A 13,489-nucleotide genomic window follows, 5' to 3' on the forward strand; every position below is an offset into this window, starting at 1 on the left:
TGATTCGTGGATTATCAGGAACAGTCGCGCCAGAAAGGCTTGGAGAAAAGCATGAATCCAGCGATCAATGTTCAGCAATTGGTTCCGGCTTGGCAATCGCTTCAATCCCTGGCTCCGGTGCATCATATTGATTCCGCAGCCGATTATGAACAAGCGATCACCCTGCGAAGCCTGTCTTGTCAAAAACTGAAGTAAATCACTTGCCCCCCTCCCATTTTGCCAACAACTGCGTTATACTTGTTTTCTGCGTTGCCGGGGTGGCGAAATTGGTAGACGCATCAGACTCAAAATCTGACGGTGGTGACACCGTGCCGGTTCGAGTCCGGCTCCCGGTACCAGCTTTTTTGCAAAACATCAAAGGCCAAGCTTTCCAAAGCTTGGCCTTTTGTTTTTCGCCCGCCTGCAACCTCAGAGAATTGAGCCATGAAGATCGAAACCCTAGCTATTCATGCTGGTTTTGCACCGGATCCGGCAACGAAATCAGTCGCCACCCCGATTTATCAAACCACCAGCTATGCTTTTGATGATACGCAGCATGGCGCGGATTTATTTGATCTCAAAGTCGCGGGGAATATTTATACCCGCATTATGAATCCCACCAGCGCGGTATTAGAACAGCGGGTTGCGGCGCTTGAAGGCGGCGTCGGTGCGCTGGCGCTGGCTTCGGGCATGGCAGCAGTGACTAATGCAATTCTCACGCTGGCGCAAGCCGGCGATAATATCATTGCAGTATCAACACTCTATGGCGGTACGTATAATCTTTTTGCGCATACTTTACCGCGCTTAGGTATTCAAACTCGCTTTGCTGCGCCGAATGATCTCGATGGCATGGCCGCGCATATTGATTCGCGCACCAAAGCTATTTTTTGCGAATCTATCGGCAATCCAGCCGGAAATGTCGCTGATTTAACACCAATGGCCGATCTGGCACATGCGCATGGTCTGCCTTTAATTGTCGATAATACCGTGCCGACGCCATATTTATGCCGTCCGTTTGAACATGGTGCAGATATTGTCGTTCATGCACTGACGAAATATATGGGCGGGCATGGCACAACCTTAGGCGGGGCATTAGTTGATTCAGGGCGTTTTCCCTGGGCGGAACATGCCGAACGCTTTGCGCTGCTAAATGAGCCAGATCAGTCTTATCATGGTGTGGTTTATACCGAAACAATGGGCGCAGCGGCCTATATTGCGCGGGCGCGAGTTGTGCCATTGCGTAATATGGGCGCGGCAATTTCGCCTTTTAATAGCTTTCTGATTTTGCAAGGAATTGAAACCTTACCGGTGCGAATGGATCGGCATTGCGACAATGCGCTCGCGGTTGCACAGTATTTACAGCAGCATCCTAAAGTCGCTTGGGTGCGCTATGCTGGATTACCGGAGAGTCCTGATTATCCGCTGGTTCAGCGGTATATGGATGGCGCTAAAGCGAGTTCGATTTTATCATTTGGGATTCAAGGCGGACGTGAGGCCGGAGCGCGTTTTATTGATGCGCTGCAATTAGTCGTGCGGCTGGTCAATATCGGTGATGCGAAAACCTTAGCCTGTCATCCAGCGACAACTACGCATCGTCAGTTATCAGCGGCTGAATTAGCACGCGCTGGCGTATCAGAGGATTTGATCCGGCTGTCAATTGGGCTGGAACATATTGATGATATTCTCGCCGATTTAGAGCAGGCATTAGCAGCGGGATAACATCAATTCGCGTGCCGGAGCATGGGCCGATGAATACTACTATCTCGATCCAAGTTCAAACCCAGCCATTTGCGATTCACGCCGAGCAGGAGGCGCTCTATTGTCAGCATCCGCATATTGGGGCGCTGGTTACTTTTGTCGGCTTGATGCGTGATTTAAATGATGGGGCTGATGTTGTGCAGATGACGCTTGAACACTATCCGGGTATGACCGAAAAGGTGTTACAGCAACTCGCGGCTGAAGCTGAGGCACGCTGGGAATTAGCTGGAGTGCGCATTGTGCATCGCGTCGGGACGCTTAAACCGACAGATCCCATTGTTTTTGTCGGCGTTGTCAGTGCGCATCGTGATGCAGCTTTTCGCGCCTGTGAATTTTTAATTGATGCGCTCAAAACCCGTGCGCCATTTTGGAAAAAAGAGCTTACGGCGAATGGTGAGCGGTGGGTTGAGGAGCGGGCGACGGATTTAATGGCGGCGCGGCGGTGGTAAATTCGGAATCATCTGCCGTCGCAGTCATGAGCGGCGGCGGTTCCACTACAGAACGCACGCGCAAATGCAGCGCCGCTTTTGAGAGCAGATGCGCACTCACCGGTGCAGTGATGAATAAAAAGAGTGTAACTAAGACTTCATGGAGGCTCCAAGAATTAGTCTGGGTGCTGAAATACAGCATCGATGCAATCAGCAGACTGCCAACACCAATAGTCGTGGCTTTAGTCGGGCCATGCAGGCGCGTATAAAAATCTGGCATCCGTACTAATCCTAATGAGCCGATCAAGGTAAAGAGTGCGCCGAGAATAATTAAAACGGAGAGCGTAATGTCTAGCATGGCGCACCTATTCAATAATATCGCCGCGTAGTATATATTTGCACAGCGCGACCGTGCCAACAAAGCCCATCATAGCGATTAAAATCGCGGCCTCAAAATAGAGCGCCGAGTTAAATTGGATTCCTAATAATACGAGCAGCGCAATAGCGTTGATATAGAGGGTATCCAGCGCCAAGATGCGATCCGGTTGATCCGGCCCAATCAATAATCGCCAGACTGTCAATCCAATTGCGGCGGTGACGCATCCAAAAGCCACTGCCAGCGCAGTATTCAGCATCAGCATGATTCAAATACCCTCCGAATCGGTGTTTCATACCGCTGTTTAATGGTCGCAATCAAGGCGTCGGGATCCGTAACATGCAGTGCTTGTACAATCAGTACGCGCCGATCTGGACTGAGCCAAGCTGAAACCGTGCCCGGCGTTAATGACACGGTATTCGCCAATAAACTAATGCCCAATTCTGAACGCAGATCGAGCGGCACGGCGATAAATGCCGGTTGAATATGGCGGGCGCCGCGCAGAATGCGCCAAGCAACGATCAGATTAGCGACCAGAATGTCCGCGCCAATCACCAGCAGCAACCGGAGCAGAGTCAGCGGCTGGCGCACACGCACCGGATCGGGCCAAAAGCGCCGCGTAAATAGCGGAATCAGCCAGCCGAGCAGTAGTCCGAGCAGCACCGAACCAGGCGCAAAGCTGTTGGTCAGCAGCACCCAAATCAGGGCCAGCGTTGGCGTGAGGAGCGGATGCGGCAGCCAGTGTTTCACGGTGCGAACTCCTCAGGTGCGAACTGAATGCCGATGGGCTTGAGCACGGCATGAATATACTCATGCGGGTTGAGCAGTTGCGCGGCGGTGGCGTCGGTGAAGTTCAGCAGCGGCCCCGCGCCGATCAACAGGGCCAGACAGAGCGTGAGCAGGCCGATGGTCGGCAGGGCAGCGCGGAAGTATCCGGGCTGTGGTAGCGGATGGGTGGCAGCGCCGGAACCGGCGCCGCGAATGTGAAAAAACAGTAGACTGCCCACCCGCGCCAACGCGATGATGCCAAGCAATCCCGTGACCAGCACGATGCCCACCAGCCACGGCCAGTCGGGGGCGGCAAGTGCGGCACGTAAAATCAAGAACTTGCCGATAAATCCCGAGAACGGCGGCAATCCGGCGACCAACAGCGCGGTGATGAAAAACAGTCCGCCGAGTAATCTAGCATTGGGTAGGGCTGGCCCGGGCTGCAAGCGGTCGCTCAGTGCGCCGCGTTGACGGCGGATGAGATCGGCGAGCAGGAAAAATGCCGCCGTGGCAAAGGTGGTGTGGACTAAATAATAGAGTCCAGCAGCGATGCCGGCGGCGGTGCCGAGACCGAAGGCGGTTAGAAGCAATCCGACTGAGACCACGACGAGATAGGCGATTTGCCGACGCACTGTACTCGCGGCCAGTGCGCCGAGTGCGCCAAGCACCAGCGTCAGCAAGCCGAGCGGCAGCAGCCACGCGGGATACAGGCCGCTTAGAATGCCAGCGTGTGTGCCAAACAGCAGGGTTTCGACCCGTAGCAAAGCGTAGGCACCGACTTTAGTCATAATCGCAAACAGCGCGGCAACGGGCGCTGCGGTTGCGGCATAGGCGGCTGGGAGCCACAGATGCAGCGGGACCAGTGCGGCCTTGAGTGCGAACACGGTTAGCAGCAAGAGCGCGGCGATCCGCGCTGGCCCGAGATGTTCCGGCGGCAGGTGCGCGAGTTTTAGGGAGAGATCGGCCAGATTGAGCGTGCCAACTAGCCCGTACAGGGCACCAGCGGCGAAGAGAAACAGCGTCGAGCCGATGAGGTTGATGACCACGAAATGCAGTCCAGCGCGAACCCGCGCCGCACCGCCGCCGTGTACCAAGAGGCCATACGAGGCCAGCAGCAGGATTTCAAAGAACACGAACAGGTTGAAGAGATCGCCGGTCAAAAACGCCCCGTTGAGGCCCAATAACTGCAACTGAAATAGCGGATGAAAGTGCCGACTGCGCCGATCTGTGCCCTGCATGGCATGGAGCAGGGCGAAGAACGCTAACAGCGCGGTGACAAGCAGCATCCACACCGCGAGCCGGTCGGCGACCAGCACGATGCCCCAGGGTGCGGGCCAGTGACCGAGGCGATAGGTGAGAATCGTGCCATCGCTGACTAGCAGCAGGAGTTCAACGGCAAGGATAAGCTGACCGAGGATTGCGGCGAGATTGAATGTCCGCCGAATGGTCAGCGAGAGGGTGCGTCGAGCAAGCAGGAGCAGCGTGCCGATGAGCAGCGGCAGCAGCAACGGAGCAATAACGAGATGGTTGATCCAGGATTCGTGCATTAGTTGTTTTGAACCGCAAAGAGGCGAAGTGCGCTCAGTATTGTTAAATGTTTAAGCAGGTTATGCGGTAAAGAGGATGTTAATAGACAGGATTAACAGAATGATTCAGAATTTACAGGATGTTAGTAAATATTAAACGCAGCCTGTTTATAAATCCTGTTAATCGTGATTCATCCTGTTAATCCTGTCTAATCTTGTGTATTTGGCGGTTGATTGATGTGCCCATCAACATGATCGCTGCCTAATTCCGCCCGCGCCCGCAGCGCCAGCATAATGACAAAAGCAGTCATGGCAAAGCTAATGACAATAGCGGTGAGCACCAGCGCCTGTGGCAGTGGGTCGGTGTAATGGGTTATTTCGGGCGCGAGAATCGGCGGTGCGCCACGCGTGAGTCGTCCGCTGGCAAATAAAAATAGATTCACCGCGTAAGTGATTAGGCTCAATCCGAGCACAACCGAAAATGTGCGGGCGCGTAATAGCAAATATACGCCGCCCGCAGTAAGCACGCCGATCATGACACTCAGCAGGGCTTCCATCTTAGGGCGTCGGCTCCGCGTGTGGATGGGTGGCGCGGTGCATTAAGCCGAGATGAATTAAGATCAAGAGGGTTGCACCGACCACCACTAAATACACTCCGAGATCAAATAACATCGCAGTCGCTAATTCAAAATCACCAATGATCGGCCAATGCACATGCGTAAAACTGGAAGTCAGGAACGGATAGCCAAACACCAGACTTCCCAGTCCAGTCAGGGTCGCAATCAATAGGCCCGCGCCAATTAGCGGCAGCATATTGCTCGATAGCCGTTGGTGTGTCCACGCAACGCCATTAGTAAGATATTGCAGAATCAGCGCCACGGCGGTAATCAATCCGGCAATAAAACCGCCGCCCGGAGCATTATGTCCGCGCAAGAAAATATAAATCGACACCAGCAGCGCCAGCGGCAGTAATAGCCGCGCCAATGCCGCCATAATTGCCGGATGAGTGTCCCAATTCCACGGGCGACCTTCGGCATCCTGTGTTAAACCCGGCAGCCGCAGACCATAGAGCATGGCGTGAATGCCCAGTCCGGCGAGCGCCAACACCGTGATTTCACCGAGCGTATCAAAGCCGCGAAAATCAACCAAAATCACATTGACCACATTTGCACCGCCGCCACCGGGCAGACTGTGGGTGATGAAATAATCCGAAATCGACGTGAATGGCCGCGTCAGCATCGCCCAAGTCAACGCTCCGGCTCCCAGTCCAGCCAATACCGCGATCAGCGCATCGCGTGTGCGCCGCAGGTTGCTCGATTCACGCGGCGATTGCTGTGGCAGAAAATACAGCGCCAGCAGTAGCAACACGATGGTCACCACTTCAACCGACAGTTGCGTTAAAGCCAGATCGGGCGCGGAAAACTGGATAAAAATCAACGCCACCAGCAGTCCGAGTGCGCCGACAATCACCAGCGCCGTGAAGCGGCGGCGATGCAGCGCGACCGTCGCCAGCGTGACCACAATCAGCACCGCTGTCATCGCCACACTGACCCCATCGACCGGCAGCAGCGAGCGCGTTCCCGTCAACGGCGAGCCGCTGCCCAGAAATCCAAATACGCCCAATCCCAGCACGGTGAGCAGCAGCACCAACACCAAACGTTGCAGCGAGCCGCTATCCAGGCGGCGCGTGAACCAGCGGGCAAACAGCAGCATCTCGGCTAATACCCACTCGTAAATCGCTCGCGCATCGAGCCACCCTTCCAGCCGCGCCGCCAGTCGAAACAGCGGGCGACGCAAGGCATAGATCGTCAAGCCGCCGCCGAGCGCCACCAAGCTCATCACCACCGGCAGACCGAAACCGTGCCAAATCGCCAAGTCAAAATCCGGCGGCGGCGCTTGCAGCACGCTCGCAACAGTCATGCGCAACAGCGGATCGACCGTCAACGCGGGCACAATCCCAACCAGCAAACAGATCGCCACCAGCACCGCAACCGGCGCTTTCATCCAGAACGGCGGTTCATGCGGCGTGCGCGGCAGGTCAATCGGATCGCCATTAAAAAATACGTCATGAATAAAACGCAGTGAATAAGCGACCGCCATCACGCCAGCCGCAACCACCAGCGCCGGTAATACCCAACCATGATCAAAGCCGCTGGAAAAATCAGCGGTCTCAGCAAAAAACATTTCTTTAGATAAAAAGCCATTAAAGAGCGGCACCCCAGCCATAGATGCCGCCGCAACCATTGCTAAGGTCGCGGTATAGGGCATGAATGACCATAAGCCATTGATGCGGCGCATATCGCGGGTGCCGCATTCATGGTCAATAATACCAGCGGCCATGAAGAGCGATGCCTTAAAGGTCGCATGATTAAAAATATGAAATACACCTGCGACCGCAGCTAATGGCGTGCTTAAGCCAAAGAGCAGCGTAATCAATCCCAAATGGCTGACGGTCGAATAAGCGAGTAAGCCCTTAAGATCATGCTTAAAGAGCGCAATTCCGGCACCGACGAGCAGCGTTGTTAAACCCGCGCCTATAACTAACCATGTCCATTCCGGCGTCCCCGAAAGCACCGGAAATAAACGCGCTAACAGAAAAATTCCCGCTTTGACTAGCGTCGCCGAATGTAAATAGGCCGAAACTGGCGTTGGCGCAGCCATCGCGTGTGGGAGCCAGAAATGAAAGGGAAACTGTGCTGATTTAGTAAACGCGCCGATTAGAATGAGCACCAGCATCGGCGTATACAGCGGATGGGCGCGAATGATTTCGCCCTGAGTCAAAATAATCAAGAGGTCATAGCTTCCAGCCATGTCACCGAGTAACAGCAATCCGCCGAGCAGCGCCAAACCGCCCAGCCCAGTGACGGTTAACGCCATCCGTGCCCCGCGTCGGCTCTCCGGTTTGCGATAGGAATAGCTAATCAGCAGAAAAGATGACAGGCTCGTCAATTCCCAGAACATGAGCAGCAGAATCACATTTTCGGCCAGCACAATGCCGAGCATGGATCCCATAAAGCTCAAGAGATAGGCATAAAAACGCCCAAGTCCGTCGCGTTCCGGCAAATAATAACGGGCATACAGAATCACCAGCAGCCCAATGCCGAGAATCATCGCCGCAAATAACAATCCCAGCCCGTCAAGCCGAAAGGCGAGATTTAAACCACTTGTCGGAATCCAGTCCAATCGCCACAGCACGGTTTCACCGGCAACGGTCAGCGGCACGCATGGCACCAGCGCCAACACCGCGAGCAGCGTAAATAATCCAGCCATCCATGCCGCTTGCATTCGCCCCAAACGCGCTACCCAGCCTGTGAGCACCGCGCCGATAAAGGGCAACAGAATGACCAGTGGTAGCGTCATAGTTTGCACGGTCTTAAACCATCCAACCTCGGTTTAGACTTGATTTAAACTTGTTTAACACCACAACCATAGCGATCAATCCCAACCTCAGCGGCAGTCACAGCGCGAAAAATCGCCCGACCTTTATTCATGGTTTCTTGCCATTCTGATTCGGGCACCGAATCAGCGACAATACCGGCACCGGCTTGAATATGTAACATCCCCTGTTGAATGACGGCGGTACGAATGGCAATGGCAGTATCCATATTGCCATTCCACGCTAAATAACCAACCGCGCCGGAATAAATGCCGCGTTTGACCGGCTCTAATTCGTCGATAATTTCCATCGCCCGAATTTTTGGCGCACCTGAAACCGTGCCTGCTGGAAAGGTTGCACGCAACACATCAATCGCACTTAAGCCATCTTTTAACTGTCCGATGACATTAGAAACAATGTGCATGACATGTGAATAGCGTTCGACGATCATTTGATCGGTCAGGCGCACGCTGCCAATTTCCGACACGCGCCCAGTATCATTGCGTCCCAAATCAATCAGCATCAAATGCTCGGCTAATTCTTTCGGATCGGCTAATAATTCGGCTTCAAGCGCCTGATCTTCGGCGGGTGTGTGACCGCGCTGCCGGGTGCCAGCGATAGGACGCACGGTGACTACACCATCTTCTAAGCGGGTGAGAATTTCTGGTGATGAGCCGACAATATGAAATTCAGCGAGATCGAGATAATAGAGATAAGGCGATGGATTTAATCCACGCAGAGCGCGATACAGATCGAGCGGCGGCGCACGAAAGGGAATTGACAGCCGCTGCGACAGCACCACCTGCATACAATCGCCAGCGAGAATATAGTCTTTAATGCGCTCAACAGCCTGTTTGAAAGCCGTTTCGGTAAAACCAGAAATAAAGTCTGCTTCATGAACTTCACGCGGCGCAGTGCTGATTAAATTCGGCAGCGGCTGGCGCATCCGTGCATTTAATGCCGCAATCCGCGCTTCACCGGCTTCAAGCGTATCCCCAACAGTCGGATCGAGATGGACGATGATATAAAAACGCCCACTGAGATTATCAAAAACAATGACTTCATCCGAAACCAGCAGCAGAATATCCGGCGTGCCGAGTTGATCGGGATTGGGGCAGACGGCTAATTTCGGTTCGATATAGCGAATGGTGTCATATCCGAAATAACCGACCAGACCGCCGGTAAAACGCGGCAGTCCTGCAATTTCTGCAACCTGAAAGCGGCGCTGATAGTGCTCAATCCAAGCTAATGGATCTGTGCTCGTCGTTGATTCGATCACCTGACCATCGCGCTCAACGATAATCTGCTGACCGCGAATTTTAATCACCGTGCGTGCCGGCAGACCGATAATCGAATAGCGGCCCCATTGCTCGCCACCTTGCACTGACTCGAATAAATACGAATACGGCCCATTGGCCAGTTTTAAATACACACTGAGCGGCGTTTCGAGATCGGCAAGCACTTCACAGGCAACAGGAATGCGGTTATAGCCCTGTGCGGCGAGCGCGTTGAAGGTTTTGGGGGTCATCGTGAATGATAAAAGCTCTGAATGCAGGGAAATTTGAGACAGGATTGACAGGATGGCTCAAGATTAACAGGATGATCTTTCAATTGATTATTGCCTGTCAATCCTGTGTAATCTTGTTAATCCTGTCTAATGACTCGCCAGCAAGCCACGCAATTCGACAAATGAATCAATCACGGCGTCGGGCTGCGAATCACGAATATCAACGCCGTGATTGTAACCATAGGTAGTGCAGATAACCTTAAATCCGGCAGCGCGGGCGGCTTTGACATCGCTCATCGAATCACCGATCATCAATGATGCTTCAGGTTGAACGCCAAACTGTTCAGCGGCATGAATCAATGGTAGCGGATCGGGTTTTTGGCGCGGCAGACTGTCACCGCTAATCACCAGACCGAAATAGTCGCGCAGTCCAAATTGCTCCAGCAGCGGATCAGTAAATTGCGCGGCTTTATTCGTGACACAGCCGAGCGGATAACCTGCGCCCTGCATAAAGGCTAATCCTTCGCGCACTCCGGGATAAACCTGCGAGCGTTGAAAGATATTCTCGCTATAGAGTTCGAGAAAAATCGGATAGGCGCGTGCAAATTCCACTGCATCCGGTTCGCCATTAAGTTGACCAATTAACGCCCGCCGCACCAATCGCTCAACGCCATTGCCAACCCAGGTGCGTACCGCCGCCTCACCGCAGGCCGGACGCCCCAGCCGCGCCAACATCGCCTCAACGCAATAGGTCAGATCGGGAACACTGTCCACCAAGGTTCCATCAAGGTCTACGAGGATCATTTGAGGGTGCAACAGCGACATGGGCGCGGCCTCCACAAGCAGGCGAGCTGGAATTAACGATCAACGCTGGCTAATGCGCGGCGCATCTCGGCAACAATGGTGTCATAGCGATGCGGGTCAGATTCGCGGCCGTAACCGAAAATGCCTGAGCCGGATACAAAGGTATCAGCGCCCGCTGCTTTGATTTCGGCGATATTATCGGTTTTGACACCGCCGTCGATTTCAAGCCGAATATCCAGTCCAGAATCGTCGATGATTTCGCGCACTTCACGCAATTTATCCAGCGCCGAAGGAATAAAACTCTGTCCGCCAAAGCCCGGATTCACCGACATTAGCAGAATCATATCGACTTTTTCTAAGACATAGTCGAGATAGGTCAGGGGCGTAGCCGGATTAAAAACCAGACCGGATTTGCAGCCAGAATCACGGATCAATTGCAGCGTGCGATCAACATGTTCACTGGCTTCAGGATGAAAGGTAATATAGGTTGCGCCGGCTTTCGCAAAATCGGGAATAATGCGATCAACCGGCTTAACCATTAAATGCACATCAATGGGAGCGGTCACGCCATGCTTACGCAGGGCTTCGCACACCAGCGGGCCAATTGTTAAATTCGGGACATAATGATTGTCCATGACATCGAAATGCACGATATCGGCACCGGCGGCAAGGACGTTATCGACCTCTTCGCCGAGCTTGGCGAAATTCGCCGACAAAATGGACGGTGCAATAAGATCAGATGGCATGTGAGGTGTCCCCGTGTGATGATCCGGCGTGCGGCGTGCCGCCATCCGGTGATAAGGCGATGCGAAAGCGTAAAGCCGTGCAGGGTTGCAACAGCGAAAGCGACTAACTCTAACCGATGCGGGCGCGTTTTTCACCCGCTTTGCGTGAAGAAACCGCGAGCGTGGGTCGGCAGCATACGGCAAGTTCTCGGTCTATAATCAGCGCGTTTTCAGTCTAATCCCGCCATTGTGACGCCCCCGTATGCACTACCGCGACCTGCGTGACTTCATCGACCAACTCGAACAGCGCGGCGAACTGCATCGCGTGCGCGTCGCAGTCGATCCCTATTTAGAAATCACCGAAATTTGCGACCGCACCCTGCGGGCTGGCGGCCCGGCGCTGCTGTTTGAGCGGCCTAAAGGGTCAAAGATTCCGCTGCTGGGCAATCTGTTTGGCACGCCGCAGCGGGTTGCGCTCGGCATGGGCGAGGAATCGGTCGCGGCACTGCGCGAGGTCGGGCGGCTGCTGGCCTTTCTCAAAGAACCCGATCCGCCCAAAGGTCTCAAACAGGCGTGGGAAACGCTGCCGATCTTCAAAAAAGTGCTCGATATGGCCCCAAAGGTGCGGCGCAATCCGCCCTGTCAGGAAGTCGTGTTCAGCGGCGCGGCGGTCGATCTTGGTCGCCTGCCGATTCAGCACTGCTGGCCGGGCGATGCGGCGCGGCTGATTACCTGGGGACTGGTCATCACACGCGGGCCAGAAAAACCGCGCCAGAATCTCGGCATCTACCGGATGCAGGTGTTGGGGCCGAATCGCGTCATCATGCGCTGGCTGTCGCATCGCGGCGGGGCGCTCGATTATCGTGATTGGCAACGCGCCAACCCGGGCCAACCGTTTCCGGTCGCGGTGGCGCTGGGTGCTGATCCGGCGACTATTTTGGGCGCAGTCACGCCTGTGCCGGATACGCTGTCAGAATATGCCTTTGCCGGTTTATTACGCGGCAGCCGCACCGAATTAGCCGCCTGTTTAGACTCCGAATTACAGGTTCCGGCGACGGCTGAAATCATCCTCGAAGGGCATATTTATCCGAATGATCTTGCTCCCGAAGGGCCATTCGGCGATCACACTGGCTATTATAACGAAGTCGATTCTTTTCCGGTCTTGACAATTGAGCGGATGACGCATCGCCGCGACCCGATTTATCACAGCACCTATACCGGTCGGCCACCAGATGAACCCGCTGTGCTCGGTGTTGCATTAAATGAAGTCTTTGTGCCGATTTTGCGCAAACAATTCCCAGAAATTCAGGATTTTTATTTACCACCCGAAGGCTGTTCGTATCGGCTGGCAGTGGTCAGCATCAAAAAGCAATATCCCGGACATGCCAAGCGCGTAATGATGGGAGTGTGGTCATTTTTGCGTCAATTCATGTATACCAAATTTGTCATTGTGGTCGATGACGATGTCAATACGCGCACTTGGACAGATGTGATTTGGGCGATGACCACGCGCATGGATCCAGCACGCGATACGCTGCTGATTGAAAATACGCCGATTGATTATCTCGATTTCGCCTCGCCGGTTTCTGGGCTTGGCTCAAAAATCGGTTTTGATGCGACAAATAAATGGCCGGGGGAGACAACCCGCGAATGGGGTCAGCCGATTAACATGGATGAAGCGGTGCGCGAGCGGGTCGATCAAATTTGGAATACACTGGGGATTCAGCTCGAACCGCGCCCGCATTGACGCGATTCGAGGGAGTGGGATATAGGGATATAGAGCGATTGCGTGCCGCAGTCGCAATCAATAGCGCCCGCCGCCTCCTCCTCGCGGACGCTCGGCGCGTGGGCGTGCTTCATTGACCGTTAATTTACGGCCTTTCATTTCGGTATCGTGCAGCGCCTTGATTGCTGCATCGGCTTCCGAGCTATTGGGCATATCGACGAAGCCAAATCCCTTCGATTGACCCGAAAACTTATCCTTAATCACTTCCGCTGCTGCCAGTTCACCAAACTGGCCGAAAATGTTTCGCAGTTCGTCATCGTTCACGCTATAAGGCAGATTGCCTACGTAGATCCTCATCGCTATTCTCTCTCGCGCTCATCATAGTGTGTCGGTCAAACGATACCGTCGCGGGCCAACACACAAGCCGACGCGACAGCCAGAAAACCCTCGGCTGTTGGCGCAAAAGCTAGTAGATACGCAATCAAGCGTCAACTGGCCAGCACAAAAAAACCGCCG

Annotated in this window: 13 protein-coding genes and 1 tRNA gene; 4 read left to right on the forward strand and 10 right to left on the reverse strand. The window is 54.1% G+C overall.

Annotation, left to right across the window (positions count from 1 at the left end):
* The first annotated feature begins 251 nt into the window (after positions 1 to 251).
* The 3 genes from BLW10_RS02815 to moaE all read left to right on the forward strand — a co-directional run bounded on the left by BLW10_RS02815 (position 252) and on the right by moaE (position 2,186).
* Positions 252 to 338 (forward strand) — tRNA-Leu (locus BLW10_RS02815).
* 85 nt (positions 339 to 423) lie between these two features.
* Entirely contained in the window at positions 424 to 1,698 is a 1,275-nt protein-coding gene (locus BLW10_RS02820; RefSeq protein ID WP_091332235.1) for a bifunctional O-acetylhomoserine aminocarboxypropyltransferase/cysteine synthase, read from the forward strand.
* Positions 1,699 to 1,727: 29 nt separating this feature from the next.
* Positions 1,728 to 2,186 carry a molybdopterin synthase catalytic subunit MoaE gene (gene moaE / locus BLW10_RS02825; RefSeq protein ID WP_091332336.1) on the forward strand — a complete coding sequence of 153 codons (459 nt, stop codon included), beginning with the start codon at positions 1,728 to 1,730 and terminating at the stop codon, positions 2,184 to 2,186.
* Here the strand turns inward: moaE and BLW10_RS02830 are convergent.
* The 9 genes from BLW10_RS02830 to rpe all read right to left on the reverse strand — a co-directional run bounded on the left by BLW10_RS02830 (position 2,119) and on the right by rpe (position 11,268).
* The gene (locus BLW10_RS02830; protein ID WP_091332237.1) at positions 2,119 to 2,523 is read right to left on the reverse strand and encodes a Na+/H+ antiporter subunit G; all 405 of its coding nucleotides are present in this window, start codon (positions 2,521 to 2,523) and stop codon (positions 2,119 to 2,121) included. The genes moaE and BLW10_RS02830 overlap by 68 nt on opposite strands.
* Before the next feature lie 7 nt (positions 2,524 to 2,530).
* Entirely contained in the window at positions 2,531 to 2,800 is a 270-nt protein-coding gene (locus BLW10_RS02835; RefSeq protein ID WP_091332338.1) for a K+/H+ antiporter subunit F, read from the reverse strand.
* Positions 2,800 to 3,291, reverse strand: a complete 492-nt coding sequence (locus BLW10_RS02840; protein ID WP_091332238.1) for a Na+/H+ antiporter subunit E — start codon at positions 3,289 to 3,291, stop codon at positions 2,800 to 2,802. Before BLW10_RS02840 ends, BLW10_RS02835 begins: the two co-directional genes overlap by 1 nt.
* The gene (locus BLW10_RS02845) at positions 3,288 to 4,856 is read right to left on the reverse strand and encodes a monovalent cation/H+ antiporter subunit D (RefSeq protein ID WP_245709060.1); all 1,569 of its coding nucleotides are present in this window, start codon (positions 4,854 to 4,856) and stop codon (positions 3,288 to 3,290) included. Before BLW10_RS02845 ends, BLW10_RS02840 begins: the two co-directional genes overlap by 4 nt.
* A 188-nt stretch (positions 4,857 to 5,044) precedes the next feature.
* Positions 5,045 to 5,392, reverse strand: a complete 348-nt coding sequence (locus BLW10_RS02850) for a Na+/H+ antiporter subunit C (protein WP_091332240.1) — start codon at positions 5,390 to 5,392, stop codon at positions 5,045 to 5,047.
* 1 nt (position 5,393) lies between these two features.
* Positions 5,394 to 8,195: a monovalent cation/H+ antiporter subunit A gene (locus BLW10_RS02855; protein ID WP_091332242.1), complete on the reverse strand. Its 2,802-nt coding sequence runs from the start codon at positions 8,193 to 8,195 to the stop codon at positions 5,394 to 5,396.
* 44 nt (positions 8,196 to 8,239) lie between these two features.
* A complete protein-coding gene (gene trpE, locus BLW10_RS02860; protein WP_091332244.1) occupies positions 8,240 to 9,739 on the reverse strand; it encodes an anthranilate synthase component I in 1,500 nt (499 codons plus the stop codon).
* Between the two features lie 126 nt (positions 9,740 to 9,865).
* Positions 9,866 to 10,543, reverse strand: coding sequence for a phosphoglycolate phosphatase (locus BLW10_RS02865; protein WP_091332342.1), 678 nt, complete (start codon positions 10,541 to 10,543; stop codon positions 9,866 to 9,868).
* 32 nt (positions 10,544 to 10,575) lie between these two features.
* Complete coding sequence (gene rpe / locus BLW10_RS02870) at positions 10,576 to 11,268, reverse strand: ribulose-phosphate 3-epimerase (RefSeq protein ID WP_091332344.1); 693 nt, start codon at positions 11,266 to 11,268, stop codon at positions 10,576 to 10,578.
* Between the two features lie 241 nt (positions 11,269 to 11,509).
* Between rpe and ubiD the strand changes: the two genes are divergently transcribed.
* Complete coding sequence (ubiD, locus tag BLW10_RS02875; RefSeq protein WP_091332246.1) at positions 11,510 to 12,994, forward strand: 4-hydroxy-3-polyprenylbenzoate decarboxylase; 1,485 nt, start codon at positions 11,510 to 11,512, stop codon at positions 12,992 to 12,994.
* 57 nt (positions 12,995 to 13,051) lie between these two features.
* Here the strand turns inward: ubiD and BLW10_RS02880 are convergent, their stop codons facing one another.
* On the reverse strand, positions 13,052 to 13,330 hold the full coding sequence (locus BLW10_RS02880; RefSeq protein WP_091332248.1) for an RNA recognition motif domain-containing protein: 279 nt from the start codon (positions 13,328 to 13,330) through the stop codon (positions 13,052 to 13,054).
* Positions 13,331 to 13,489: the final 159 nt, after the last annotated feature.

It is taken from the genome of Allochromatium warmingii (genome assembly GCF_900107145.1).
GTDB lineage: Bacteria > Pseudomonadota > Gammaproteobacteria > Chromatiales > Chromatiaceae > Thermochromatium > Thermochromatium warmingii.